19 protein-coding genes are annotated in these 26,566 nt (G+C 68.2%); 12 read left to right on the top strand and 7 right to left on the bottom strand.

Translation table 11 applies throughout. From position 1 onward, the window contains the following. The 6 genes from C6Y14_RS33830 to C6Y14_RS33805 form a co-directional block, all read right to left on the bottom strand. Positions 1–1,782 carry a flavin-containing monooxygenase gene (locus C6Y14_RS33830; protein ID WP_107020697.1) on the bottom strand — a complete coding sequence of 594 codons (1,782 nt, stop codon included), beginning with the start codon at positions 1,780–1,782 and terminating at the stop codon, positions 1–3. Further along, on the bottom strand, positions 1,779–2,702 hold the full coding sequence (locus tag C6Y14_RS33825) for an alpha/beta fold hydrolase (RefSeq protein ID WP_107020696.1): 924 nt from the start codon (positions 2,700–2,702) through the stop codon (positions 1,779–1,781). The genes C6Y14_RS33830 and C6Y14_RS33825 overlap by 4 nt, the downstream gene beginning before the upstream one ends. A 69-nt stretch (positions 2,703–2,771) precedes the next feature. Then, the gene (locus tag C6Y14_RS33820; protein ID WP_199854958.1) at positions 2,772–3,320 is read right to left on the bottom strand and encodes an aromatic-ring-hydroxylating dioxygenase subunit beta; all 549 of its coding nucleotides are present in this window, start codon (positions 3,318–3,320) and stop codon (positions 2,772–2,774) included. Positions 3,321–3,333: 13 nt separating this feature from the next. Continuing rightward, entirely contained in the window at positions 3,334–4,698 is a 1,365-nt protein-coding gene (locus C6Y14_RS33815) for an aromatic ring-hydroxylating oxygenase subunit alpha (RefSeq protein WP_107020695.1), read from the bottom strand. Positions 4,699–4,727: 29 nt separating this feature from the next. Then, positions 4,728–5,615, bottom strand: a complete 888-nt coding sequence (locus C6Y14_RS33810) for a VOC family protein (protein ID WP_107020694.1) — start codon at positions 5,613–5,615, stop codon at positions 4,728–4,730. A gap of 114 nt (positions 5,616–5,729) precedes the next feature. After that, complete coding sequence (locus C6Y14_RS33805) at positions 5,730–6,515, bottom strand: IclR family transcriptional regulator (protein ID WP_107020693.1); 786 nt, start codon at positions 6,513–6,515, stop codon at positions 5,730–5,732. A 126-nt stretch (positions 6,516–6,641) separates the two neighbouring features. On the opposite strand from C6Y14_RS33805, the gene C6Y14_RS33800 reads away from it, so the two are divergent. From C6Y14_RS33800 to C6Y14_RS33745, 11 genes are all read left to right on the top strand, one after another. Further along, a complete protein-coding gene (locus C6Y14_RS33800; protein ID WP_107020692.1) occupies positions 6,642–7,901 on the top strand; it encodes an NAD(P)/FAD-dependent oxidoreductase in 1,260 nt (419 codons plus the stop codon). Beyond that, entirely contained in the window at positions 7,898–8,206 is a 309-nt protein-coding gene (locus C6Y14_RS33795) for a bifunctional 3-phenylpropionate/cinnamic acid dioxygenase ferredoxin subunit (protein ID WP_107020691.1), read from the top strand. The genes C6Y14_RS33800 and C6Y14_RS33795 overlap by 4 nt, the downstream gene beginning before the upstream one ends. 34 nt (positions 8,207–8,240) lie before the next feature. Continuing rightward, entirely contained in the window at positions 8,241–9,110 is an 870-nt protein-coding gene (locus tag C6Y14_RS33790) for an alpha/beta fold hydrolase (RefSeq protein WP_107020690.1), read from the top strand. A 28-nt stretch (positions 9,111–9,138) separates the two neighbouring features. Continuing rightward, the gene (hcaB, locus tag C6Y14_RS33785) at positions 9,139–9,927 is read left to right on the top strand and encodes a 3-(cis-5,6-dihydroxycyclohexa-1,3-dien-1-yl)propanoate dehydrogenase (RefSeq protein WP_107020689.1); all 789 of its coding nucleotides are present in this window, start codon (positions 9,139–9,141) and stop codon (positions 9,925–9,927) included. A 106-nt stretch (positions 9,928–10,033) separates the two neighbouring features. Continuing rightward, the gene (locus C6Y14_RS33780; protein WP_107020688.1) at positions 10,034–10,447 is read left to right on the top strand and encodes a hypothetical protein; all 414 of its coding nucleotides are present in this window, start codon (positions 10,034–10,036) and stop codon (positions 10,445–10,447) included. Positions 10,448–10,575: 128 nt separating this feature from the next. After that, positions 10,576–11,898, top strand: coding sequence for an MFS transporter (locus tag C6Y14_RS33775; RefSeq protein WP_107020687.1), 1,323 nt, complete (start codon positions 10,576–10,578; stop codon positions 11,896–11,898). A 193-nt stretch (positions 11,899–12,091) separates the two neighbouring features. Then, entirely contained in the window at positions 12,092–12,910 is an 819-nt protein-coding gene (locus C6Y14_RS33770) for an SDR family NAD(P)-dependent oxidoreductase (protein WP_199854957.1), read from the top strand. Between the two features lie 255 nt (positions 12,911–13,165). Beyond that, positions 13,166–13,528 (top strand): hypothetical protein, encoded by a 363-nt coding sequence (locus C6Y14_RS45290; RefSeq protein WP_225891405.1) that lies wholly within the window; start codon positions 13,166–13,168, stop codon positions 13,526–13,528. Then, entirely contained in the window at positions 13,528–15,012 is a 1,485-nt protein-coding gene (locus C6Y14_RS33755) for an MFS transporter (RefSeq protein WP_199854956.1), read from the top strand. Before C6Y14_RS45290 ends, C6Y14_RS33755 begins: the two co-directional genes overlap by 1 nt. A 144-nt stretch (positions 15,013–15,156) precedes the next feature. Continuing rightward, on the top strand, positions 15,157–15,849 hold the full coding sequence (locus C6Y14_RS33750) for an aspartate/glutamate racemase family protein (protein ID WP_107020685.1): 693 nt from the start codon (positions 15,157–15,159) through the stop codon (positions 15,847–15,849). 275 nt (positions 15,850–16,124) lie between these two features. Further along, positions 16,125–24,101 (top strand): type I polyketide synthase, encoded by a 7,977-nt coding sequence (locus C6Y14_RS33745; RefSeq protein ID WP_107020684.1) that lies wholly within the window; start codon positions 16,125–16,127, stop codon positions 24,099–24,101. Between the two features lie 50 nt (positions 24,102–24,151). Here C6Y14_RS33745 and C6Y14_RS33740 read toward each other — a convergent pair whose 3' ends face one another. Further along, on the bottom strand, positions 24,152–24,898 hold the full coding sequence (locus C6Y14_RS33740) for a TetR/AcrR family transcriptional regulator (protein WP_159074363.1): 747 nt from the start codon (positions 24,896–24,898) through the stop codon (positions 24,152–24,154). A gap of 171 nt (positions 24,899–25,069) precedes the next feature. On the opposite strand from C6Y14_RS33740, the gene C6Y14_RS33735 reads away from it, so the two are divergent. Beyond that, on the top strand, positions 25,070–26,566 hold the full coding sequence (locus tag C6Y14_RS33735) for an MFS transporter (RefSeq protein WP_107020682.1): 1,497 nt from the start codon (positions 25,070–25,072) through the stop codon (positions 26,564–26,566).

Raw genomic sequence — 26,566 nt, 5'->3', positions numbered from 1 at the left:
TCAGGTGCTCCTGGTGGGCTCGAAGACCAGTCCCTGCCATGTCCCTTCGGCGCGCCAGGCGCTGATGAGGTGATCGAAGGCGACGATGCCGGGCCCGTAGGCTCCGTTGCGCCTCGCGGCGGTTGCGTTGGGCTGCCCCTCGTTGTTGTAGTAGCCGGGGGTGCACGACTCAAGGAATTCGAGGTTGGCGCGCGAAGAGTCGAAGACTGTCCGGACCCAGGCCTCCTCGTCCGCGACGGCGACGTCGACCGCACCGGCGCCCCTGCGGTCCACCTCGTGGATGACCTGGCTGACATGCCGGCTCTGGACGTCGAGGACGTGGGCGAAGTTCGAGCTGACACCCACTTGGTTGAGCGCGATGATGAAGAAGTTCGGGAAGCCGTTGGTCTGCATGCCGTAGAGCGTCGAGATACCGGTCGAGAACTTCTCGCTGAGTTTGCGGCCGCCACGGCCGACCACGTCGTAGCCGAGCCTGGTCGCGAACGGCGCCCCTACCTGGAACCCGCTGGCGAAGACGAGGCAGTCGACGTCGTACTCGGTGCCGTTGACGACGATGCCGGTCGGCGTGACGCGCTCGATGCCCTGTCCGTCGGTGTCGAGGAGGGTGACGTTGGGCCGGTTGAAGGTGTGGAGGTAGTCGTCGTTGAAGCATGGCCGCTTGCACAGCGCGCGGAACCACGGCTTCAGACTCTCTGCCGTGGCCTTGTCGCGCACGGTGGCGGCCACCCGGGCGCGGATCTCCTCCATCTTGGTGAAGTCGTCGATCTCGTCCAAAACGCCGCCGCTGAGCGTGCGCAGGCGGTAGATGGCGGTCCAGCCGTCGTTGACGAGGTCGGTCTCCGCGTCGCCGCCGGCCACGAAGGTCGAGAAATTGTCCATCCGCTCACGCTGCCAGCCGTGCGGGAGCGAGGCGGCCCAGGCCGAGTCGGTGGGCCGGTTGTTGCGCGGGCTGACCGCCGACGGGGTGCGCTGGACGACGTACAGGTGTCCGGCGCCGGCGCCCAGGTGGGGCACGGCTTGAATGGCTGTCGCACCCGTTCCGACGATCGCGACCTTTTTGTCCGCGAGCCTTTCGAGCCCGCCGGTGCTGTCGCCCCCGGTGTAGTCGTAGTCCCAGCGAGTCGTGTGGAACGTGTGTCCTTGGAAGGACTCGATGCCGGGCACGCCCGGCAGCTTCGGTTTCTGCATCGCGCCGGCGGTCATGCAGACGTACCGGGCGGTGAACACGTCGCCGCGGTCGGTCTCGATCGCCCAGTGTCCGGCGTCCTCGTCCCATGTGACGCCCGAGACCCGGGTCTGGAGCAGGGCGTTGTCGTAGAGACGGTAGTGCCGGGCGATCCGTCGGCAATGTTCGAGGATCTCGGGTGCCTTCACATACTTCTCGGTGGGTATGTAGCCCGTCTCCTCCAGCAGCGGGAGGTAGATGTAGGCCTCGGTGTCGCACGCGGCGCCGGGGTAGCGGTTCCAGTACCACGTACCGCCGAAGTCACCGCCCTGCTCGACGAGCCGGATGTCCTCGTAGCCCAGGTCGCGCAGACGCGCGCCGAGAAGCAGCCCGCCGAATCCCCCGCCGATCACGGCGACGTCGACGTGATCCGACACCGCTCGGCGCTCGATCCTCGGTGTGTAGGGGTCGTCGATGAAATGCGCGAGTTCACCTTCGGGCGCCTGGTACTGGCGTGAGCCGTCCGGACGCAGCCGTTTGTCCCGCTCGATCCGGTACTTCTCGCGCAGCGCGTCGGGGTCCGGCCCGAGTGCCTGCTTGTCTGCCTGAACTGTCACCTGGCGTCTCCTGGGGAGGCTGTGGGGCGGGCCGCGTTGCGGCATATCGCTGCGATGATCTGGGGCCAGGCTTCGGGCACGATGCCGTGGCCCATGCCGTCGACGGCTTCGAGCCGGGCGCCCGGCACGGCGTCCGCGATGGCCTGGCCGCCGCTGATGCCGACCAGGCGGTCGTCCGTCCCGTGCAGGGCGACGGTCGGTACGCGCAGATCGCGCAGCTCGGGCGTCAGGTCCGTCGAGGCGATGGCGGCCGCCTGCTGGCGGAGCCGGCCGGCCGGGTCGTGCGCGCGGTCGTAGGCCGCTGCCGCACGGGTTCGTGCCGCGTCCTCGTCGAACGGGAAGCCGCTTCCGGCCAGCACACGCGAACGTTCCACTGCCGCTTCGACGGCCTCCTCCCGGGTGGCCGGAGCGGGCCGACGCATGAGCTCCAAAGTGGCCGGGTCCGCCCGGCCGACGGCTGGGTCCCCGGTGCTCGACATGATCAGGCTCAGGGAGCGGACTCGCTCGGACCAGTGGATTGCCACGAGCTGGGCGATCATTCCACCCATCGAGGCACCGAGTATGTGGGCGCGCTCGATCCCCAGAGCGTCGAGGAGTCCGACGCTGTCGGCCGCCATGTCCTTGAGGGTGTACGGCAGGGTGCTGAGATCGCCGCGTCGGATCGCGGCGAGGTCAGGGGCGCCCTCGATGCGTTCCGACAGTCCGACGTCACGGTTGTCGAAGCGGATCACGTAGAAACCCGAGTCGACCAACTGGTCGCAGAATCCCATGTCCCAGCCGTTCAGCTGGGTGCCCATTCCCATGATCATGAGAAGCGGCGGGTCCGCGGGGTCGCCGTACGCGGCACAGCACAGGGTGATGCCGTTGGCGGTGACCGACCTCGTGCCCCCTGCTCTCAGGTCGTGGCGGGTCGATCCCACCGGTCCTCCTCGTCCTTTCACCCGTCGGGCAGCCCCGGCGGGCGGCCGGCGTCCGGCTCGGTCGGGTTGTCAGAAGAAGTTGCTGAGGTTCTGCGACAGCAAGACGGTCTGGTCGAGGTAGATGTCGCGCCGCGCGATCCGGAATCCCTCCTCGGTGCGCCGGAGCACGTCCTCGCGGCGTCCTATCCACTCGTCGATCTCCGACTTGAGCCGTGTTCGGTAGAGGTGGAAGCAGGTCTCGACCGTCAGCTGGGTGCCCAGGTCCTCGACGATGCGGACGTTGGTCACGAGGTGGCGAGTCCGTGACGGCGGATCTTCGGCCCAGGCCGTGCCGGTGCCGAGCTTCTGTACCCGGCCGACGAGGGTGGCCTTGTCGTCGTCGAAGAACGCCATCTCGCCCGGCTGCGTGAACTCCCGGGAGAGGTTGCGGCGCGGCACGGTCCGGCGGATCGGCATGAAGTACGTCGTGTCGTCGGTGAACAGGTCGACCCACTCCTCGAACCGCTGGTGGTCCAGCAGGGCGGCCTCGTGGGTGTAGAACTGCTCGACCTCGTACTGCAGGTACATCGCGGCGATCTTCTCCGGCGCGAGGGTCGTCTCCAGATGCGCAGTTGCCATGACTCGTCAGTCCTCAGATGTAGTCGCCGGGCGTGGTGGCCGAACGCAGCTCGTCCCAGTCGGTGCCCTTGACCCACTGAAGCCATGACAGGTAGGTCCACAGCTGTGCGTGCTCGTTCACGGGAGCCTCGATGCGGGCCACGCCGTCCTCGTGGATGATCTTTCCGCGGCCGAGGCCCATCTTCAGGAGCTGCGGGATGTCCCGGCTGGCGCCGCCACGGGTCTGCGCCGTGCTCTGCGACCAGTTCTCGCCGTCCTCCTGCTCCAGGAAGCCCGCAGGCCCGAACGAGTGGATCTGGCGGCCCAGTTGGGCCTTCTGCTCCTCGGGGGACTCGTTGCGGTCCTTGAAGCTGAACCACCACACCTCGGTGACGCCCGCGCTGCGCGGCACGCGGAGGCTGATCTGTGCGTCCATCGTGAACCAGGCGGTCGGGAAAAGGTGCGGGTGGCCGGCGAACCGGGATCCGACCGGGCCGAGCGCCGCGAGCGGACCGGGGTTCCTGCGCCAGGTGACGAGCTCGTGCATCTCGGGCGGCAGGGTCCTCAGCATCGAGTCCAGGCTCGGGCCCGAGATCGCGTGCCCGTATTCGCCGAGCGCGACCAGTGTGTCGAGGTCCGTGGGCAGCCGCTGCACGCCCAGGGCCTTGCCTTCGTCGGTCTTGGCACCTCCGGTGTCGTTCACGTCGGCACTGGGGATCATCCCGACCGCCTGGGCCGAGATGTGGGTGATCTGCGGGTGGTAGTAGTCGAAGGCGTTGTCCGCCGTGAACTTCCAGTTGCAGTTGAGCGTGAACTTCTGTACGCCCGGGCGGGCCTCGATGTCACCGCGCTCGGCCAGCAGGTCGATGGCTATCCGGCCCGTGCGTCCGAGGAACTCCTGCAGCGGCGGTGCCTGCGGGTCCATGGTGGCGAAGACGAAACCCTTGTAGGTGTCGAGCTGGGCCACCTTGCGCAGGGGGTGCTTCGACCTGTCCAGCTCGTCGCGGTAGAAGTCCGACATCCCTGGCACCCCGACGAGTTCGCCGTCCAGGCCGAACGTCCAGCCGTGGTAGGTGCACATGAAGTTCCGGACGTTGCCCTCCTCGGCCCGGCACACCGCATTGCCGCGGTGCGTGCAGGTGTTGAGCAGGGCCTTGATGCTGCGGTCGCGCTGGCGGACCACGAGTACGTTGTCCTTGCCCATGGGCGCCTCGAAGAAGTCGCCCTTCTTCGGGATCTGCGTCTCGTGGCACAGGAAGAGCCAGGCCCGCCCGAAGATGTGCTTCATCTCCAGATCGAAGATCTCCTCGTCACTGAAGATCCTGCGGTCCAGCTCCCCGGTCGCCACGTCGACGAGCGACTCAAGGTAGGCGGTGGTTCCAGGCGCCTCGATGGTCATGTCAGTTCTCCACTCGTCACTGAGGAAGGTCACGCGGGGTCGAAGTTGTGACCCCAGTACGCCGAGGCGTCATAGGTCACGACCGACCATGTCTTGTCGTCGATGAGCAGCCCGTCGGTGCCGTACTCGACTCCGAAGCCGGACGGGGACTGCACGTAGAAGGACAGCATCTTGTCGTTCGTGTGGCGTCCCAGCGTGGCGAGCTGCCGGATCTTGCGCTGCTGCACCTTGTCCAGGGCTCGGCCGACGACGTCGAGGTCGTCGACCTCGACCATGAAGTGATTGATCCCTGCCGGTCCGTCCCCGTGGATCGGGGCCACCGCGAGAGAGTGATGCCGCGCGTTGGTGTGCAGAAAGGTCAGGAGCAGCCCCGGCACCGGGATGATGTGGTCGCTCACCTTGAAACCGAGGACACGCCGGTAGAACTCGATCGTCTCCTCCACGTTGTCGCTCACCACGACGACGTGGCCCAAGCCCGTGTCCGCGCCGTCGGGAGTTGTCGTGACGAACCGTGCACCCGTGGGCGAGATGAACGGCTCCTGGAGCATGCTCGGGCCATAGTGGAACTCCAGCGCGTAGCCGGCAGGGTCGCGGCAGCTCAGCAGTCGGCGCACGCCGCGCAGATCAGCGAGCCTCGCATCGTCCTTGTAGTCGACGCCGGCCGCGTCGAGTGCGGCTGCCACCTCGTCGAGTGCGTCGGGCCCGGAGACCTGCCACCCGACGTAGTCGAGTTCGTCGTCACCGGCCCGCAGCGTGAGGCGATGAGCACGCTCGTCGATGCGCAGGACGAGTGCGGCCTCACCGTCGATCTCCTGATGAGATGCTGTCATCCCTAGAATTTCGGTTGCGAAGACCTCCCAGTCCTCCAGGCTCTTCACCCGGAGGCCCAGGTAGCCGAGTGCCTCGACTCTCGTCATGCGTTGATCCGTCCCTTGTGGTTCGCGTGTCCCGCCGGTCCACCGATCGTGCGAGGAGACGGCGTATCCGACAACAAAACTGTTCCGCCTGTTCGAACCGAACCGCGGTTGGCATCAGGCGACCAATCTGCTGACCTGGCCGCACAGTTGCTCGGCCGCCTTGAGCATCGCGCTCTTGTAGCGCAGGACGGAGCGGCCCGTGGCTTCGGTCGACAGCGACAACGCGGCTACGGGTTTGCGAGTCCTGCGGTCGAGGACCGGCACCGCGATGCACGAGACGCCGAGGAACGTCTCCTCGAAGTCGGTGGCGAAACCCTGGTCGCGTACCTCGTCGAGAGCCCGCTCCAGCAGGCCGCGGGTGGCGATCGTGAATGCGGTGAACCGGTAGTAGCGAGCCTGCATGGATCCGCCGGCCGGTGGATCGGAGAACGCGAGCAGCGTTTTCCCGAGCGCCGTCGCGTACTGCGGTCGACGCATGCCGACCGCGGTGTTGATCCGGACGGAGTCCGGCCCGAACAGCTTCTCGACATACAGCACGCTCGATCCGGCAGGCACAGCGAGATGCACTGTTTTGCGGGTCTGCGCGTAGAGCTCGGTCAGCACCGGCATCGCGCGATCCCGCAAGCCGTTCGCACGTGCGACGGCGACCTGGTTCCCCAGCTCGAATGTCCGGGTCGACAGCGCGTATTTGTCGCCTGCCCGTCGTACGTAACCGCTCTCGATGAGCACCGCCAGGAGGCGGTGTGCGGTCGCTTTGGGTAGGCAGACGACCTGGGCGAGCTCTGAGACACCCATGACGGCGCGAGGTCCGCCCAGCGCGTCCAGGAGAGCCAGCGCCTTGCCCGCCGAGGTGTCGTGGCTGCTGTCGGCCCCTGCGTTCCTGGCCTGTTGGAGATCCATCAGACCCTCCTCTCCCGACTGGCTTACACCGTTTCACCCTGAGCAACAGTCGAGATGTAAGATACGGTATCTCAGACGTCAGTGGTCAATGGTCGGTAGCGAGTGACTTTCCCGAAGGAGAACGACATGCAGCACAGTGCGATCGTGGGGGCCAGTGCTGCGGGCGTCTCAGCCGCGATCGCGATGCGCTCGCTCGGACATGACGGACGGGTCACGATCATCGATCGTGACCCTCACCCGCCGTACGAGCGTCCACCTCTGTCGAAGCTGGCGGACCGCACACTCCGTCCGATCGTTCCGCCCAGCAGATTCACCGAACTTGACATCGAGCTCCGGCTCGGCTCCGAGGTCCGCGGCATCGATCCGGTCTCTCGCACGCTCCACCTCGGTGCCGACGACTCACTGAAGATCGACACCCTCCTGCTGAGCACCGGAGTAGCGGCGCGACGACTGACTGTCCCGGGCTCCGACCTGGCCCACGTCCTTGTACTGCGTGATGCGTCCGATGCCGCCCTGCTCGCGGACCGCTTCTCCGCCGGCGGCCCACTCGTGATCATCGGAGCGGGCTTCATCGGACTGGAGATCGCCGCCCTTGCCCGCGAGCACGGGCTCGACGTCACCGTGGTCGAGGTCGGCCTGCGACCACTGCAAACGCTTGACGAGCGCATCGGCTCCCACCTGCTCGACCTCCACCAGAGCCGAGGAGTGCGGTTCGTCCTGGGTCGAACCGTGGAGCGGTTGGAGGGCGCGGACACAGTCGAGAGGGTCGTGCTCGACGACGGCACCCTGCTCCCGGCGGCAACAGTCGTCGTCGGTATCGGAGTGGAGCCGCGCACCGAACTGGCCCGTGCGATCGGGGTAGGGACGGACGGCCAAGGCATCGTCGTCGACGCCCATGGACGTACCGACGTGTCATGGGTGTACGCCGCAGGGGACGTGGCGAGTCAGCCGCACCCGCACCTTGTCACCGGGCCGGGCCGCATCGAGCACTGGGACGTCGCCATGAAGCACGGCGCCGCGGTGGGCGCCACCATGGCCGGGCATCCGACGGCGTTCACCGAGACGCCGTACGTCTGGTCCGATCAGTTCGGACGCACATTCCAGATGTTCGGCCGTCCCCACGCGACCGATGAACTCGTCATGCGGCACGATGCGACGTCGAAGTCCTACCTGGGGTTCTGGCTCCGCCACGAAGTCGTCGTCGCCGTCTGCGGCTTCGACCGCCCTCGCGATGTCGGAGCAGCACGCCGACTCATTCAGCTCCCCGTCGGAACCCACCGAGACGCGCTGGTAGACGACGGGCTGGAGCTCAGGAACCTGATCAGAACCATCACGCGCGGCTCAAGCCCGCGACCCGACTCCAAGAGGGATGTGACGACCACGTGACCTGGACGAAAGCCTGCAGCACGTCCGACCTTGAGGAAGGCGAGGGCTTCCAGCTCAAGCAGGAGCGCCCGATCGCCCTCTTCAACGTCGACGACGAATACTTCGCGATCGACGACACGTGCACACATGACGAATCGTCCTTGGCCGACGGATACGTGGAGGGGGACGTGGTCGAGTGCGGGTGGCACTTCGCCAAGTTCTGCATAAGAACCGGAGCCGTGCTGAGTCTCCCGGCGACCTGCCCGGTCAGTACCTACGCCGTCAAGGTCGAGGGCGACGACGTCTTCGTCAACCTTCCCGACTGAGCCACCCATCCGACCGACGAGGAGCCCGCACGCCATGACGACCCGGACCGATTCTGCAACAGCGCCTACCGACGACAGTACGAGAAGGATCGTTCGTACTCCGGACTACGAGATCCAGATCAACGAAGCCGGCGAGGGCCACCCGGTCCTCCTGATCCACGGCACCGGTCCCGGCGCGACGGGATGGTCCAACTTCGCCCCGAACATCGGTCCACTGTCACAGCGGTTCCGGGTCATCGCGGTCACCATGCCGGGCTGGGGCGAGTCGAGCCGCCAGAACGTGGAGACCGGCTTCGACCAAGGCGAGGCCGTCAAGCAGCTCATGGACGCCCTCGACATCGAGCGGGCGGCGATCGTGGGCAACTCGATGGGCGGCGGGGTCGGCATCGTCATGACGGCTCGCTGGCCGGAACGGGTGTCTCACCTCATCACGATGGGATCCGGGGTGTGGGGCGTGAACGTGCTGTCCCCGGCCGGAATGACCGAAGGATTCAAAGTCCTCGTCGAGACCTACCAGGACCCGTCGCCGGAGAACTTCAAGCGGTTGGTCCAGGTGATGTGCTTCGACCCCACCTTCGCGACCGACGAGCTCGCCGAACAACGATCGCGGGCAGCACTGGCGCACCCCGATCACCTCAACGACTGGCTCGCGCGCGCCAAGGTCGGCCTGGGTCAGGACGCCTTCATGTCCGCGGCACAGGCTCTGCACACCTCCAGCGTGCCGGCGCTCATCGTCCACGGCCGCGACGACCGAACCGTCCACTGGGAAATCAGTCTCCGCGCGATGTCGATGATCCAGGACTCGCGGATGGTCCTGTTGAACCGATGCGGCCACTGGGCACAACTCGAACACGCCGCGGAGTTCAACCGGCTCGTGACCGAGTTCGTCACCAACCACCACTGAGCGGACCCGACGGAAAGGACACATCGACGTGCGCGGACTTGAGGGACGTGTCGTCCTGCTCACCGGCGGCGGCTCCGGGGTCGGGCGAGCCATCGTGGAGCGCTTCCTCGACGAGGGTGCCCGGATCGTGGTCCTCGAACGAGACCCTGCCAAAGCCGCCTCGTTGGAGGCGATCGGCAGCGGCGACCTCAGCGTCGTCACCGGCGACGTCACCTCGTACGCGGACAACGAGCGGGCTGTCGCTGCTGCTGTGGACGCCTTCGGCCGGCTCGACGTATTCATAGGCAATGTCGGGTTGTGGGACTTCAGCCGCGCCCTGGTGGACCTCTCGCCGACTGAACTCGAAGCCGGATTCCGTGAGCTCTTCGCCGTGAACGTGCTGGGCTACCTGCTGGGCGCGAGGGCGGCAGCGGCCGCACTCAGAGAATCGCGTGGCACGGTCATTCTCACGCTGTCCAACGCGTCCTTCTATCCACAGGGCGGCGGCGTCCTCTACACCGCGACGAAACATGCCGGACTCGGCGTCGTGCGGCAGCTGGCCTATGAGCTGGCACCGGAGATCCGGGTGAACGGAGTCGCTCCGGGAGGGATGGCGACGAACCTGAGCGGACCGAAGTCACTCGGCCTGGATCAGCAGCAGATCAAGGACATTCCGATCCAGGACTACCAGGAGAAGTACTCGGCCTTGGAGAGGGTGATCGAACCGGCTGACTACGTCGGCACCTACATCCTGCTGGCCTCAAGCCATGACGCCCTCACCGTCACCGGAACGGTCTTCGACATCAGCGCGGCGGGTACACCTCAGCGCCCTCAGTGACGGGAGGTGAGGGGCGCAGTCTCACTCCGCCCCTCACGCGGCCACTGCAGCCACCGGCTGCCGGCCGCTTGAGACGGCGTACTCGATCCGGACAGAGGAGCTACGGATGAACGTTCACGACGGCGGTCGCACGGTGCATGTAGTGCGCACCATGGAGAGCGAGGTCGAGGTCTTCTCAAGCGCTGACGAGGCATGGCGGTACGCCCGGCGCAAGCGCGGCGCCACGGTCCTCGAACGGACGGTGCGGGGCTCCCTCGGCGAGGCCCGCACCATCTACGAGCGCCGGGTGCACGTCATCGACGGTGTCGTCCGCCGTGACACGACCTCGGAAGAGCTCCTCTTCACCGTCGACACCGACTCGTGGATCCAGGCCGCTGACGTCGAGTCGTTCAAGAGCAAGGACAACCGGTGGACGATCGTCGGGCTGGGAACCGACCGTCAGACGCTCGACGAGCTCGTCGAGCGCGAGATATCGCACCTCGCCGCCGCCAGGCACCTTCGCCGGCGGCACCTGGCTTGACGCAGATCCAGGGCCGGCGCCCCGCAGACTCGGCAGCCGCGTGTCCCGTCTCCAGCACCGCACCTGTACCGGACCGCCCCATGCGGTCTCGATCGGTATGCCCAGCGACCACGAAGTAGGCCCACCGCATGATCAGACGACAGCAGGGGCGAGGGCGGGTCATCACTCCGGCCCTTCCCGGAGAAGCCCCGACTTCGCGCGAATCAGAGCCAGTCTCCACGTGGGCCCCTTTTGCGTACGGTGCGTTCCGGATCTTGTTCGTGACCCAACTGGTCGCCAATGTGGGGCGGCTCATGCAGGCAACCGGCTCAGCATGGGCGATCCAGGACAACGGAGGTTCGCCCCTGCAGGTGTCCTTGATCCAGACTGCTACCTATGCGCCCCTGGTGGGGCTCGGCTTCGTCGCCGGCACCCTCGCGGACAGGCTCAACCGCCGGCTTCTGCTCATCGCATGCCAAGCATGGATGGCCCTCAGCGCAACCGCCTTGTCCGTGGCCACGTGGCTCGGTCGGGCCGACCCACTGGTCGTGCTCACGCTGACCTTCGCCATCGGCCTCGGTACAGCAGTCGCCGCACCCACCTGGGCAGCTCTCCAGCCGTCGCTGGTGCCCGGCCGACTCGCCGGCCGAGCGATCGCGTTGAACGGTCTGACATTCAACGTGGCTCAAGCCACCGGGCCAGCCCTCGCCGGCCTGGTGATCGCCGCACTCGGCACCCCATGGGTTTTCGCCATCAATGCTTTGAGCCTCACTTGCACGGTGCTGGCCATCCTGGTCTGGAAGGCGCCCTCTCCGGCACCGCCGCCCACGGAGTCGTTCGGACGGTCACTCCGCGCCGGTCTTCGATGCATCATGGCGGCGCCACAGCGCCAGATCCTGGCCCGCCTCGCGATCTTCATCGTGCCGGCCACCTCGGTGATGGCCCTGGCACCTGTCCTTGCCGATGAGCGACTCGGCCTCAACGGAAGTGGTTTCGGGGCCCTCTTGGCGATGTTCGGTGCCGGCGCGGCGCTGTCGGTGACCGTCTGGTCCCGGGTCGAGGGGCGCGGAGAGGAATGGGGCATGGTCTTCTCAGCCGCCCTGCTCACCGTCGCACTGGTTACCGCGGCCATCTGCACCCAGCCTGTCGTCGTCGGCAGTGCCCTGCTGCTCTCAGGTATCGCCTACACGCTCGGCAGCACGTGCGCCTACGTCGCGGCGCAACGCGTGGTCGACGACGCACTGCGTGCCCGAGTCATGGCGGCCTACGTCGTCACCTCCGGCGCCGTGGTCGCTGCGGCAAGTGCGGCGTGGGGCATCGTGGCCCGCACAGGAGTCGGCAAGGCTTTCGCCGTCGCGGCCGTACTCTCCGCCCTCGGTCTCGCAACCCGCACCCGTTGGCCTCTGCCCCGCGCAACGGACAAGCGAGCCGACGGCGCCACCGACTCCGCCAAGACCACACCCACGTCCTGAGGCCGAACCTGAGCCGGGCGAGACGACACCTGTCCTGTGGACAGGACCTACGGCCGCCTTGCCTGCCAGGAGTAGGACCCCGACCGTCGTCGCCACCCTGCCGCTGAACGGCACCGACCGCGTACTGCCCGACGGCATCGGTGGGTGTACCGCTCCCTCCCACGCCGGTCCTCGCGCTCCTACGGTTGGCTTCATGACCAGTCATCCTCGCGGCGCGGAGTTCGCGCGCATTTTCCAAGGGCCTGCCAGCAACGGCCCCCTGACCGGCACAGTCGCGCTGGTGACCGGAGCCAGCAGCGGGATCGGTGAGGGCACTGCGCTCGCGCTGGCCGCACTCGGTGCAAGCGTGACCGTCGTCGCCCGCCGGATGGACCGTCTGGACGGCCTCGTCGAGCAGATCGAGAAGACCGGTGGCCACGCTCTGGCCGTGGGCGCCGACCTCACCGACGAAGCACAGGCCGAAGCCGCCGTCACCCGCACCGTCGAGGCATACGGCCGTCTCGACACCGTGGTGGCCAACGCGGGCGCCATGATCCTCGGACCGATCGCGGGTGCCGACACCGACGACTGGCGCCGGATGATCGAACTCAACACACTCGGGCTCATGTACACGGCCCACGCCTCTGCCCCGCACCTGCTCAAGGCGGCGACCGACGGCCCCCGAAAGGTCACGGACCTCGTCCTGGTCAGCAGTACAGCCGGGCGCATGGTGCGCGGTGGCGGTGGTGTCTACAACGCGAGCAAGTACGCGGTGACCGCCTTCGGGGAAGCCTTCCGCAAGGAGGTCACCCAGCGTCACCTGCGTGTCTCCCTCGTCGAGCCCGGCGCGGTGGAGACCGAACTGCCCCTGCAGAACCGCCCTGATGTCCAGGAGCGGATGTATGAGCGCTACACCACGATGGAATGCCTGCGCCCCGCGGATGTGGCGGACACCATCGCCTTCATCGTCACCAGGCCGCGCCACGTCGCCGTGAACGAGATCCTGATACGGCCGACGGAACAGCAGGAATGACCGGCACAACTCCGAAGAGCCCGCTCAGCAGACGTGGGGGCACTGCGCCCATGGTTGGTCGGCCCGGTGATGTGCTCGGGGCGGATGACGTCGTCGTCCTGTCGGATGCCGGGCACCTCGCTCCGTTCGAACAGCCCGAAGTCTTCCGCGCCTTGCTGCTCGACTTCGTCGGCCGCCTACTACCCACCTGGTCACGCAACGGCCGCGTGCGCACGCGCCGCCCGTACGCAGGTCACACGATGAGGAAGAAAACCGATGGAAACCGTCTTCGTGATCTACAGGTCGAACGCGGAGGACTTCCGGTTCGATCATGACTACTTCGTGTCCGAGCACCTTCCGCTGGTGCGCAAAGCCTGGGAACAGTACGGCCTGGTGTCCAGCACCGTCACGCACTCCCGCGTCCTGGACAGGGTCCAAGAGGCGATCGCAGAAAGCTCGCTGCAGCCCGGGACCGATGCGAATGCCATAGCCGGCCTCATCCACGGCTTCCTCATGGGCCTCTCCACTCAGGCACGCGAAGGCGTGTCCGCCGATACGACGCAACGTTCCGCCGACGCCCTTCTGGCCCTCTGGGGACAGCCGGAAGACACGGATGTTGCCGCGAACAGGGGCAGGTAATGACCTCGACTTCGACATCACACACGTCGGCCCGGACATGGGTGGGCGTGGTCACACTGCTGGCCGGCACGCTGCTGCCGCCGCTGGACTTCTTCATCGTCAACCTCGCCATCCCCTCGATCCAGGACGACCTCGGCGGCGGCGACATTCTGGGCCAGCAGATCGTGGCCAGCTACGCCGCCACGTACGCCGTGACACTCACCCTCGGTGGCCGACTCGGCGATCTGTACGGGCGACAGCGGGTCTTCCTCGTCGGCCTCGTGGGATTCGCCCTTGCCTCGCTCCTCTGCGGTTCGGCCGGGGAACCCTGGCTGCTCATCGTCGGTCGTATCCTGCAAGGTCTCACCGCGGCCCTCGCAGCCCCGCAGTCCCTGGCCCTCATCCGCGCAAGCCTTGAAGGCCGGGAGCAGACGATCGCCCTCGGCTTCCACGGTGCGACCCTCGGACTCGCCGCCGTCATCGGCCAGTCCCTGGGCGGACTCCTCGTCACCGCCGACCTCTGGGGCCTGGGCTGGCGGGTGATCTTCCTCCTCAATCTGCCCATCGCCGCCCTCGCCCTGCTGGGCAGCCTGTTCCTGCACGATCCACACACCCGAGGCGTGGAGAAACTCGACTGGGTCGGCGCCGTTCTGCTCTTCACCGGCCTTGCCGGAATCGTCATTCCGCTGGTCGAGGGACGCGCCTTGAACTGGCCCTGGTGGTGCTTCGTCCTCCTCGTCGTCGCGGTCGGCCTGCTGCACAGGTTCTGGCGCTACGAGTCCACCCTCAGCGCCGGCCGTAACCGAGACCGCCATGTCATGCCCCTGGTACCACCACGAGCACTCACCGCGCCCGGCGTGCGGATCGCACTGACAGCGGTCGCCCTGTTCTACTCCATCGCTGCGTTCTTCCTCATCTTCTCCGAATACCAGCAGACCGTGGGGCGCACGCCGCTGCAGGCCAGCCTGGACATCCTGCCGCTGGGTATCGGGTTTCTGATCGGACCGCTGACCGTGCAGCACCTCATGCGGGTCATGCCGCGCCGTATCGCCGCTCTCGGCCTGCTGCTGGAAACCATCGGCTTCCTGGCCTTCGCCGCACTCGTCGCCGCACTCGACCAGACCCCGTGGGCCGCCGCACCCCTGGCACTCATCGGCTTCGGTCAGGGACTAGCCCTGCCCTCACTGATCCGCATCACTGTCACCCACATCCCGCGTACCTTCGCCGGCCTGGCCAGCGGGTTGGTCAGCGCGACCCTTCAGCTCAGCGCCGCTCTGTCGGTCGCGGTCATCGGTGGCATCTATTACGCGAGCGCCGGTGCGTACGGGTCGACCCACGCGATCATTGCCGTGTCGATCCTCATCGCGGTGCTGCTGTTCGGCTCCTCCGTGCTGTCCGTACGCGCCGAACGCGTCCCGTCAGCGGAGACATCAACCAGGGTTGTCAGCACACACGACGGCGAGGTGAAGGCAGGAAAGACACTCTCCCCGGTGCGAGACCAGTAGATGTCGTCTTCTCGGCTGCGTCAGAGCCCGAACAAAGTAACCAAAGCAAGCCTTATGACTTTGCGTTACTTAGCTTATTGCGCTTATGCGAGCATGTCAGGAAGGTGAGCGGAACCCCGATGACGGCATGCGAGGAGTGCGTTGATGAAGACCATAGGTCTGATCGGCGGGATGAGCTGGGAATCGACGGCTGAGTACTATCGGCTCTTGAACGAGTTCACACGCGAACGACTTGGCGGGCTCCACTCAGCTCGATGCGTGCTCTACTCGGTCGACTTCGCGGAGATCGAGCAGATGCAGGTCCAGGGACACTGGGCGGAAGCCGCCGAGATCCTTGCCGGGGCAGCGCGGTCGCTGGAAGCGGCCGGCGCCGACCTGATGCTCATCTGCACCAATACGATGCACAAGGTGGCCGACGCTGTCGAGGCGGCGGTGTCCATTCCGCTGTTGCATCTGGCCGATGCCACGGCGGACGCCGTACGGGCTTCGGGCCTGAGCCGGGTCGGACTGCTGGGCACGGCGTTCACCATGGAACAGGACTTCTACCGGGGCCGCCTTGAGGCCGGCGGCCTGCATGTGTCCATCCCGAATTCCGAGCAGCGCACCGTCGTGCATCGCATCATCTACGACGAACTCTGCCTTGGAGTGGTGACGGACGAATCGCGAACTGCCTACCGAAAGGTCATAGAGGACCTTGCCGCCGCCGGTGCGGAGGGCATCATCCTGGGCTGCACGGAAATCGAGCTTCTCATCGGCTCCGCGGACAGCCCTGTTCCGGTCTTCCCCACCGCACGTCTACATGCCGCAGCAGCCGTAGACGCAGCCCTGTCGGGTTGATCAGCCAAGCAGAGCAGAGCGTGCTTCATCGACCTCACGCGCGCTCCGGCACTCGATGCGTGCCTGCTGACGCCATCACCCTGGGCCCCTAGGAACCGCGTTCCTGCGCTGCCGCCCGCGATCGACAAGACAACACCGAACGTTCTATCTTAAGGTGGCAGCGCAATGGCAGCGTGTTGGCTGGGAGAAACCGCCTCAACGTCGGTGTGCTGGCTCTGTCTGACAACACGGGACCTGCGAACGCCGCACTGCGGCGCGTATCAGAGGAGCGGGCGATGGCAGATGAGGGGCTGATCCGGGCGCTGCCGGAACTGCTGAAGGAACACGCGAAGAGGTCTCCTTCGCGGGTCGCCTTCGCCGACGACGCGCGTGCCGTCACGTACAAGGATCTGGAGCAGCGCACAGCGCGCCTGGCCGCGTCTCTGGCCCGCATGGGAGTACGGCGCGGGGACCGGATCGCCGTCTGTCTGGGCAACTGTGTGGAGCTGGCGGAGATCCTGCTGGCCGCCGTCAGGGCAGGAGCGGTCGGTGTGCCGCTCAATCCCCGGTCCTCCGACGTCGAGCTCGCCCACTTCCTCAAGGACAGCGGCGCGTCCGTCCTCGTGACCGACCCCTCTCAGCTGGCCCGGCGGCACCGCTTCGCCGCCGAGTCCGGCAGTCCGCGCATACTGCTCACGGGCGCCGGCTCCGTCCCCGAGGACGCCCCGGAGGGCACGGCCCTTTTCCGGATCGCCGCCACCGACACCCGCGACTCACCGCGGGACGATCTGGGACTCGACGAGCCGGCCTGGATGCTTTATACGTCCGGCACCACGCACCGCCCCAAGGCCGTGGTGTCCACGCAGCGCGCCGCGCTGTGGTCGACGGCGGCGTGCTACGCGCCCGTCTTCGGTCTCTCGTCCCAGGACCGGATTCTGTGGCCGCTGCCGCTGTCCCACAGTTTCGGGCATTCCTTCGCCGTCCTGGGCGTCACCGCTACCGGTGCGAGCGCGAGACTCATGGCCGAACACCTCCCGCCCGATGGACTGTTGCGTGAACTCGACACCCCTCACCCGGCCCTGGACGGCCCCTACACCCTCCTTGCCGGAGTACCCGCCACCTACCACCAGCTCGTGGCATCGGCACACACACCTCTGACGTATGGCCTGCGCGCCTGCATCGTGGCCGGGGCACCGAGTGCCCCCTCTCTGCGCACGTCCGTGGAGACGTTGCTGGGAGCACCGCTCCTCAACGCCTACGGCAGCACCGAGACCTGCGGAATGATCGCGGTGATGCGTCCGGACGAACCACGGCTCGACGGATCGTGCGGACCGCCCGTTCCCGGAATGGTCGTACGCGTCGTGGACCCCGGTCTCGGCACCGACGTCGCCGACGGCGACGAAGGCGAGATCTGGGTACGCGGTCCGAGCCTGATGAGCGGCTACCACAACCAGACCGAGGAGACCGAGGCCGCGCTGTATGAAGGCTGGTACCGCACCGGAGACCTCGGCCGGCGCGTCGAGCACGGTCATCTCGTCGTCACCGGCCGGGTCAGCGAGCTGATCATTCGTGGCGGCGAGAACATCCACCCCGCGGAGATCGAGCAGGTGCTTCTGCGCTGTCCCGGTGTGCGGGACGCGGTGGTGGTGGGCCTGCCGCACGAGATCCTCGGTGAAGTACCCGTCGCCCATGTTGTACCGGGACCGGAGGGATTCGATCCCAGCGACCTCCTGGACGCCTGCCGCGCGCACCTGGCCGAGTTCAAAGTGCCCGTCGAGATCCGTGAGATAGCGACTGTCCCGCGCACGGCATCCGGAAAGATCGCCCGCCACGCGGTCGTCACCAGCACAGCCCGGACCACGACAAGTGCCCGTCGGGCCGGCTCCGCGGGCACCGATGCCGCTCTGCGACGGCACCTGCTGTCCCTTCCCCCGCACGCGCGCGAGCGCACACTGCGTGAAGCGGTGCTCGCCGAGACGGCCGCCGTCTGCGGTGACACAGCGCACGAGGCTCTCGACAGCGACAGCACCTTCGCCGATCTCGGGCTCACGTCCGTGGGCGCCGTGACGCTGACGGACCGCCTGGGCGAGGCAACCGGACTGCGGCTTGCGTCGACGCTGGTCTTCGATCACCCCACTCCGGCTGCACTGACCCGGCAGATCCACAACACGCTCTTCCTCCCGCACGTCAACGCCGGACAACGCCCCGCCGCAGGCCCCGACACGGCCGACCCCGTGGTCATCGTCGCCATGGCCTGCCGCTATCCCGGCGAGGTGAACTCTCCCGACGACCTGTGGGACCTGGTGTCGGCGGGCCGCGACGCGATCACCGGATTCCCCACGGACCGCGGCTGGGACCTGGCCGCCCTCTACGACCCGGACCCGGACCGCACAGGCACCTCGTACACCCGCAACGGCGGCTTTCTGCACCAGGCCGCAGAGTTCGACCCGCAGCTGTTCGGCATCTCCCCCCGCGAGGCACTGGCCATGGACCCGCAGCAGCGGCTGCTGCTGGAGACCTCGTGGGAACTGTGGGAGCGGGCCGGTATCGCACCGAGCGCCCTGCGCGACAGCGACACGGGCGTCTTCGTGGGCGTGATGCACGGTGACTACGCCTTCCGCCCCGTCGACCCGCACAACGTGGAGGCCCACCTGGCCCTGGGTGCGACCGGAAGCGTGGCCTCCGGCCGCGTCTCCTACGTCTACGGCCTGCGCGGACCCGCCATCACGCTCGACACCGCCTGTTCGTCCTCGCTGGTGGCGCTGCACTGGGCGGCCAAGGCGCTGCACTCCGGTGAGTGCTCCCTCGCCGTGGCCGGCGGAGTGACCGTGATGGCGACTCCCAGGGCGTTCACCGCTTTCAGCCGACAGCGCACGCTCGCACCCGACGGCCGCTGCAAGTCCTTCTCGGCCGCCGCCGACGGAACCGCCTGGGCCGAGGGCGTCGGCCTCGTCCTGCTGGAGCGGCTGTCCGACGCCCGCCGCCACGGCCATCCCGTGCTGGCCGTACTGCGCGGGTCCGCCGTCAACTCCGACGGCGCCTCCAACGGCCTCACGGCCCCGAACGGCCAGGCCCAACAACGCCTGATCGAGCGAGCGTTGGCCGACGCGGGCCTCCGACCGGGCGACGTGGACGTGGTCGAGGCACACGGCACGGGCACCATGCTCGGCGACCCCATCGAGGCAACGGCCCTGCTGGCCGCGTACGGGCAGGGCCGACCCGCGGACGGGCCGCCCTTGTGGCTCGGTTCCGTCAAGTCCAACCTCGGGCACACACAGGCAGCTGCCGGTGTCGCGGGGGTCATCAAGATGGTGCAGGCCATGCGTCATGAGGAATTGCCCCGGACGCTTCACGCGCAGAACCCCACGCCGAAGGTCGACTGGTCCACGGGGCACGTAGCACTGCTGGCCGAGTCCCACCCCTGGCCCGCGCAGGGCTCCGCACCGCGCCGGGCCGGTGTTTCGGCCTTCGGTATCGGCGGGACGAACGCCCACGTGATCCTGGAGGAGCCCCCGGTCCCGCCCGTTGACGGTTCTGGCGCCGCGGTGACGGCGCCCTGGATTCTTTCCGGCGCCGACGAACAGGCTCTGCGGTCCCAAGCCCGGCGTCTGGCGGACCACTTGGCGGCCCGGCCCGATCTCTCAGCGTCCGACGTAGGTTTCTCACTGGCGGTATCGAGGTCGGCGCTCACCCACCGTGCGATGGTTGCGGCAGGGGACCGTTCCCGTATGACGGCCGCACTGCACGGGCTGGCCGACGGCCGCGAGGTCCTGGACTCGGTACGAGCTGTCGCCGACACAGACCTGCGTACGTCGTTCCTGTTCACCGGCCAGGGCGCCCAACGTCCCCGCATGGGCGCGCAGCTGCGTACGGCGTTCCCGGTTTTCGCCGCCGCCTTCGACGAGGTCTGTGCGGAGCTGGACGGTCACCTCACTCTGCCGCTGACCGCGGTGCTCTCCGCCGAGCCCGGCTCGCCCGAGGCTGCCCTGCTCAACCGCACAGACTTCACCCAGGCCGGCCTGTTCGCCTTCGAGGTCGCCGCGTTCCGGCTGCTGGCGTCGTGGGGGGTGTCCGCCGACTTCCTGGTGGGCCACTCCGTGGGGGAGCTTGCCGCCGCCCATGTCGCCGGGGTTCTGGATCTCTCGGACGCGGCTCACCTCGTCGCCGCGCGAGGCAGGTTGATGCAGGCTCTTCCGGACAACGGTGCGATGGTGGCTCTGCATGCCTCGGAGGCGGAGGTGCTCAAGGCGCTGGCGGACGCCGACGGGCCGGTGGCGATCGCCTCCGTCAACGGCCCGCGCACAGTGGTGATCTCCGGCCTGCGGGACATGGTGCTGGCCATCGAGGCGGAGTTCAGGCTACGGGGCCGCAGAACCGCCCGTTTGCGCGTCAGCCATGCCTTCCACTCCCCCTTGGTGGAACCGATGCTCGACGACTTCCGCCGAGTTGCGCGAGGGCTGACGTTCCGTCCTGCGCGCCTACCGGTGATCTCCACCCTGACGGGCCGTCCGACCGAGGCAGATGAGCTCTGCTCACCGGAGTACTGGGTCCGGCACGCACGCCAACCGGTCCGCTTCGCCGACGCCGTGCTCTCCCTCGCGGACACGGGCGTCTCGGCGTGCCTGGAAATCGGCCCCGGCACCGGCCTCACCGCCGCCGCCGAGGACTGCCTGAGGGGTGACGGCATCTTCGTCGCCTCGTTCCCCGCCGACAAGCCCGAGTCCGAGGCCCTCCTCTCCGCGATGGCGCGGCTCCATGTGCACGGAGCGCGCGTCGACTGGCCCGCCGTGTTCGCTCACACCGGTGCACGGCGGGTGGACCTGCCGACGTATGCCTTCCACCGGCAGCGGTACTGGCTGCCGGCCCTGGCCACGCCACGTCCCGCTGCGGCCGTTGCAAATCATCCGCTGCTGGACCCGGGGTTCGCCGTACCGGACACCGACCGGACGGTGTTCGCCGGTCGCCTCTCCGCCGCGGCTCAGCCGTGGCTGTCCGATCACACGGTCTCCGGATCGGCCGTCATCCCTTCAACGGTGTTCGTGGAGCTGGCCGCGCGGGCGGGCCGCGAGATGGGGTGCGGTGCACTGGACGAGCTCCTCGTCCTCACTCCGCTGCCCCTCCCACCAGCCGGTGAACTGCGCCTCCAGGTCGTCGTGAGCGCCGCTGACGACGCGGGCCGGCGGCCCTTTGACATCCACGCACGGAGTGACGAGCCGGACGGCGCGGACGGCTCCTGGACCAGGCATGCCACCGGCTTCCTCGGACCGGCCTCTCCTCCCGTGGCGACCAAGGAATCGGTGTGGCCTCCGGAGGGCGCTACCGAGATCGACCTCGCCGACGCCTACGACACACTCGCGGACACGGGCCTCGCCTACGGTCCCGCCTTCCGGTGCGTACGGGCGATGTGGCGGCGGGCCGACGAACTGTTCGTCGAGGCCCGGCTGCCGGAAGCGGAACGGACCGCAGCTGGCGGCTACGGGATCCATCCCGCCCTGCTGGACGCGGCACTGCACGCTCCCCTGCTCACCGGGACGGCAGCCGATGCAGCCATCCGCGTTCCCTTCTCGTGGAACGGCTTCCAGCCCGGCACGACAGGTCCCACAGAGGTCCGGGTACGGATCTCACCCGGTGCGGCCGCGGACACGGTCACAGCAACTCTCGAAACCCCCGATGGCAGTCCGGTGGCCCACATCGGCTCCATGGCGACCCGCGAACTGCCCACCGCCGGTGGCGGCTTGGCCCAGCAAGCCTTGTTGCTCCCCGAGTGGACAGTCGTAGCAGGGGGACATTCCGCGGACACCTCACGCTGGGCCCTCCTGGACGACACCTCGGACGACGGACTGGACCTGTCAGGGGCGCTCCCCGAGCCGGCGTTCCCCCCTGCCCCCGATCCGCACACCGTAGTCGTCACGGCGGCCGGACCCGCGGGGGACGCCGACCCCCTCACCGCCCTGCACCAGCTGACCGACAAAGTGCACCGCGCTCTCCAGAGCTGGCAGCACGATCCGCGGACGGCGGGCTCCCAGTTGGTGGTCGTCACACGCAACGCCACCTCCACGACAGCTGCGCCGGACACAGCGGGAGCCGCGGTGTGGGGACTGGTGCGCGCGGCCCAGTCGGAGCTGCCGGGACAGATCGTGCTCGTCGATGTGGACGAGCGACCGGCATCACTGCGGCAGCTAACCGCGGCCGTCGCCTCGGGAGAACCGCAACTCGCCATTCGCGAGGGGCGTTTGACGGTGCCGCGCCTGGCACGGTCCGCCGCCGAAGGTACACCTGTGGCATTCCGCCCGGAGGGCACGCTGTTGATCACCGGCGGTACCGGCGCCCTCGGTGCAGAACTCGCCAGACACCTCGTGGCGTCATACGGCGTGCGCCGCCTGGTGCTGATCGGACGCCGCGGACCCGGAGCACCGGGCGCCGCAGCACTGCACTCCGAGTTGGTGGAACTGGGCGCCAAGGTTCGCATCATCGCCTGTGACGTCACCGACCGGGCAGCGCTGGCCGATGCCATCAGCGAGTACGGACCGGCCCTGACCGGCGTGGTGCATGCCGCTGGGGTACTGGACGACGGTGTTCTGGCATCCCTCACACCGCAACGCATGGCGACGGTGCTCCGTCCGAAGGCAGACGCGGCGTGGTATCTGCACGAACTGACCAAGGATCTGGACCTGTCGGCTTTCATCCTGTTCTCCTCCGTGTCCGGCCTGCTGGGCCGCGCGGGCCAGGCGAACTACGCCGCGGCGAACTCTTTCCTCGACGCCCTGGCCCGCCACCGCACCCGGCTGGGGTTGCCTGCCCTCTCGCTGGCCTGGGGGCCCTGGAGCACGGAAAGCGGGATGACCGCCGCGCCCCGGCTGACGTCGGACGCGCTTCGGCCACTCACCGTGGATCAAGGGCTCGCCCTGTTCGACGCGGCGCTTCGTACGAGCGAGCCCGTGGTGGTTCCGGCCCTGCTGGACCGGGCCGCCCTCCGTTCCGCCCGGACACATGTGCCGCCGCTCCTGCGGGATCTGGTGCGTCCTGCCGCATCTCCGCCCCAAGGCGGCCACCCGAACCCGGGCGGACGGGAACAGCCTGGCAGCTGGCGCAGCCTGCTGGCCGAAGTGTCACCCGCACAGCGTCTGAACACCCTGGTGGAGTTGCTCAATGCTGATGTGGCGCACGTACTCGGTTACCCGGACGCCGCCTCGTTCCCACCGGGCAGGTCATACATCGAGCTGGGTCTCGACTCTCTGACGGCGGTACAGCTCCGTAATCGGCTGAGCGTGGCGCTGCGGCTCAGGCTCCCCGCCACTGTGGTCTTCGAGCATCCGACACCACAGGATCTGGCCCGTTACGTACTCGGTCTGCTTGAGGACGATCTGCCCACGACCCCAAGACGCATCGGGCAGCCGACGGGGCGGCCCGCGCAGACCCTGTCCTCCCTTTACCGGCAAGTCTGCGAAGCAGGCCGGGTGATCGACGCGATGCAGATGCTCGTCACCGCGTCCTGGGCCGTCCCGACCTATCAGGCGGTCGACAGCCGACGGCACGCACTGCCACCGGTGCGGCGCGCGACCGGACCCGGCGAACGCCCGGTACTCGTCTTCTTCCCGGGCATCCAGCCGACCCTCGCCGCCCCCGGCGGCGAATTCGCCCGCTTCCATGCCTGTTTTGAGGGCGAGTGGGACGTCTTCGAGTTTCCGCACCCCGGAGTCGGTGCGGGCAACGAACTGCCGGCCGACGTGGAGACGCTTGCCCTCACGCACGCCGACTCGCTGCTGCGGCACCTGGGCGAACGGCGCTTCGTGACCGTCGGCGCCAGCACGGGCGGCGCGGTCGCGCAGGCCGTCACCCAGCGCCTTGAGGCCATGGGTGTGGCTCCCGCCGGGCAGGTGCTGCTGGACACCTACCTCATCCACGACGGCAACAGTGACAAGGAGTGGCTGCTGTCGCTGCCTGCAGTCATCGCACCGCACTTGGGCGGGCACGCGTTCACGGGCGACGAGGACGCAGGTGTCGCGGCATTGGGGGCGTATACGCGCATGTTCCTCAACTGGCAGCCGCAGCCGGTCGGCGCACCCACCCTGCTGGTGCGCGCCACCGCGCCGACCACTGCAATGGCCCGGCACGTTCACGGCGAGGAATGGCGTACCTCGTGGCCCCTTCCCCACACCCAAGTCGACGTCCCCGGCGACCACTTCTCATTGTGGCAGCAGCACTCCCAGACCACGGCCGCCGCCGTCAGCGCGTGGATCAAGTCCCTTGTACGTGAGGGGGGCGACGAGTGACCGTACTTCGCCCAGCCGGGCGCACGCCCGTGATGCGGGCGGTGACGCCGTCAGACTGTCCCGGTCTCGTACTCCGGCCGTTCCATGCACGGCGCGCCGACAGTGCCGGCGGTGTCCGCTGTCTGAGGGCTGTCCACGGCGAGCATGGCGGCTCCCAGAGCGATCACATGCTCGACCAGTTCCTGTCTGCTCGTCAGATGGTCGGGCCCGACTGAGAGCTGGGCCTCCCAGTCGGCCAAGGCGTGAGTGAAGAAACCGACCAGCAGCAGGAAGCGCTGGCGACGCAGACGCTCAGGCAGACGGCGCAGATGGCGCAGGATGCGCTGCTCCGTTTTGACCGCTCCGCTGGTCCACGGGGAGTCAGGACGGTACCCGACCGCGTTGGCCAGCACGGGATCGGCGGCTGTCTGGGCGAGGAAGCGTGCGTACCAGCTCGGCCGGCCCGGCTCGCCGAGGAGCTCGGCCAACGGCAGTACCAGCGCCTCCACCAGCGTCCGCGGGTCCATTCCGCGTCCCTCCGCGTCGGCTGCCGCCAGCATCCGCTCACGAAGCCCGTTGGCCGGGCTCATCCGATGCTCGAAGACCGCCGACAGCAGACCTGCCTTGGAACCGAAGTGGTACCGCACGGCGCCGGTGTTGCGTTGCCCTGCGGCAGCGCCGATCTCCCGCAGAGAGACGCCGTTCACCCCACGCTCGGCGTACAGCCGCTCGGCACACTCGATGATCGCCAACCGCGTTCCGTCGGCGCGGGGCGCCGGGGCCGGCCTGGAACGCTGTTCCGGAGTGGACGAGGTCATGGGCGAATTATCACCGCCGTCGCCGCCTGCCGGAAATCTGCACCAGATGCGCGGTCGCGTAAGGACATGAACTTGCAATACGGCGTACATGAACCACTTCTGACCCACGTGAGTTAATCGCTCGTGGGGCAGCCGCCATCCCCGTCCCTTCACGAAAGCAGGCATCCGTCGATGACCCCTCCCACCGACTCCCGGGTCCGGCAACTGGGCATCCTTGCCGTGCTCGTCCTGCTCACAGAGACCGCCCCGCTGGAAGTGAGCCTGGTCTACCCGGCGGCCAGGTCCCTCGCGCAGTCCTTCGGCAGTGCGGGAGCCGACGCGGTCACCGGCACGGTGAGCCTCGCCGCCGTGGTGTGCATCCCACTGCTGGGGCGCATTGCCGACGTGGTGGGCAAGAAGCGGGTACTGCTGTATTCCGGGACCCTCTTCGCGGCCGGGTCGCTGCTGTGCGCGGTGGCCACATCGCTGCCGCTGCTGCTCTTCGGCCGACTCCTGCAGGGCGCCGTCGGCGGTGCACTGGCGGTTGCCTACGCGATGGTCCGAGACGCCTTTCCCCGCCATCGAGTGCCGGTCGCCCTGGGCATCGTTTCGAGTGGGATCGGGATCAGCGGGATCATCGCGCCCTTCCTCGGCGGTGCTCTGGTGGACCGCTACGGCTACCACGGCGTGTTCTGGTTCCTCTTCCTGCTGAGCGCGCTGGTGCTGCCACTCGGCGCAGTGGCACTGCCTGACGATCGGCGCCCGGACGACACGGCGAATTCCGAACACCGGCGGCTCGATGTCCTGGGAGCGCTTCTGCTCGGCCTGGCAGCGGCGGCACTGGTAGGGGGCGTGGGCGCCGCCGTGCGCTCGGGCTGGGCGTCGCCCGGCGCCGTGGGGGCGCTTTCCTCCGCGTTGCTCTTGGCCCTCGGCTTCTGGCGACGCGAAAGAAACAGAGCCCACCCGGCCGTCGACCTCGGCCTGCTCACCGCTCCGGCGGTGCGGGGCACACTGCTCTCGGCCGTACTCACCACGGCCGGCACGTCCGCCGCCGCCTATCTGTTGGCCCAGCTGTTGCAGACCCCGCGCCAGACCGGGCTCGGCTACGCGTTCGGTCTGTCCGCGCTGGCCGCGGCCGGCTGGACCTTCACTCTGGGACTCGGCTCGCTCGCCGGTGGACCCCTGGGCGGGTATATGGCCCGGCGCCGCGGCCCGCGAAGCACGGCACTGACGGCGCAAGCGCTGGTGGCGATCGGGGCGCTCGGCTTCGCCGCGCTGCCCGGGCAACGCGGCGCCGTCCTGTTCATCAGCCTCGTGTTCGGTCTGGGCACCGGACTCGCCTACGCATCGTTCGCCAACCTCATCACCGAGGCCGTGCCCGACGAACGAGCCGCCACCGGCGCGGCGTTGATCGCGGTCGCCAACCAGCTGGGAGCGGCAGCCGGGGCATCGGCCCTGGCCTCCGTACGCACCCGCTACCCGGTCGGCCCGACCGGTTCGGTCTTCGCGGGCAGCGGCTACCGGCTGGCCTTCACCTGCGCCGCGGCCGCCGCACTGCTGGCCCTTCTGACCACCTGGCGCATGCGTCACGGCCGCTCCCCCGCAACCGGCGGTGCCGCCACCTCTCGTACCGACGCGCCCGCGACTGAACCCGCGGGCAGCGGATCCACCACCAAGGAGATGATCTGA

This window comes from Streptomyces dioscori, assembly GCF_003024195.1.
Taxonomy (GTDB): Bacteria; Actinomycetota; Actinomycetes; order Streptomycetales; family Streptomycetaceae; genus Streptomyces; species Streptomyces dioscori.
Note: the sequence above shows the minus strand (reverse complement) of the source record. Positions and strands in the feature narration are given on the sequence as shown.

Bases quoted from the DNA above. Each gene is read 5' to 3' on its own strand.
- C6Y14_RS33820 (WP_199854958.1), bottom strand. From the start codon at position 3,320: ATGGCAACTGCGCATCTGGAGACGACCCTCGCGCCGGAGAAGATCGCC.
- C6Y14_RS33815 (WP_107020695.1), bottom strand. From the start codon at position 4,698: ATGACCATCGAGGCGCCTGGAACCACCGCCTACCTTGAGTCGCTCGTC.
- C6Y14_RS33810 (WP_107020694.1), bottom strand. From the start codon at position 5,615: ATGACGAGAGTCGAGGCACTCGGCTACCTGGGCCTCCGGGTGAAGAGC.
- C6Y14_RS33805 (WP_107020693.1), bottom strand. From the start codon at position 6,515: ATGGATCTCCAACAGGCCAGGAACGCAGGGGCCGACAGCAGCCACGAC.
- C6Y14_RS33800 (WP_107020692.1), top strand. From the start codon at position 6,642: ATGCAGCACAGTGCGATCGTGGGGGCCAGTGCTGCGGGCGTCTCAGCC.
- C6Y14_RS33790 (WP_107020690.1), top strand. From the start codon at position 8,241: ATGACGACCCGGACCGATTCTGCAACAGCGCCTACCGACGACAGTACG.
- C6Y14_RS33780 (WP_107020688.1), top strand. From the start codon at position 10,034: ATGAACGTTCACGACGGCGGTCGCACGGTGCATGTAGTGCGCACCATG.
- C6Y14_RS33775 (WP_107020687.1), top strand. From the start codon at position 10,576: ATGATCAGACGACAGCAGGGGCGAGGGCGGGTCATCACTCCGGCCCTT.
- C6Y14_RS33770 (WP_199854957.1), top strand. From the start codon at position 12,092: ATGACCAGTCATCCTCGCGGCGCGGAGTTCGCGCGCATTTTCCAAGGG.
- C6Y14_RS45290 (WP_225891405.1), top strand. From the start codon at position 13,166: ATGGAAACCGTCTTCGTGATCTACAGGTCGAACGCGGAGGACTTCCGG.
- C6Y14_RS33755 (WP_199854956.1), top strand. From the start codon at position 13,528: ATGACCTCGACTTCGACATCACACACGTCGGCCCGGACATGGGTGGGC.
- C6Y14_RS33750 (WP_107020685.1), top strand. From the start codon at position 15,157: ATGAAGACCATAGGTCTGATCGGCGGGATGAGCTGGGAATCGACGGCT.
- C6Y14_RS33745 (WP_107020684.1), top strand. From the start codon at position 16,125: ATGGCAGATGAGGGGCTGATCCGGGCGCTGCCGGAACTGCTGAAGGAA.
- C6Y14_RS33740 (WP_159074363.1), bottom strand. From the start codon at position 24,898: ATGACCTCGTCCACTCCGGAACAGCGTTCCAGGCCGGCCCCGGCGCCC.
- C6Y14_RS33735 (WP_107020682.1), top strand. From the start codon at position 25,070: ATGACCCCTCCCACCGACTCCCGGGTCCGGCAACTGGGCATCCTTGCC.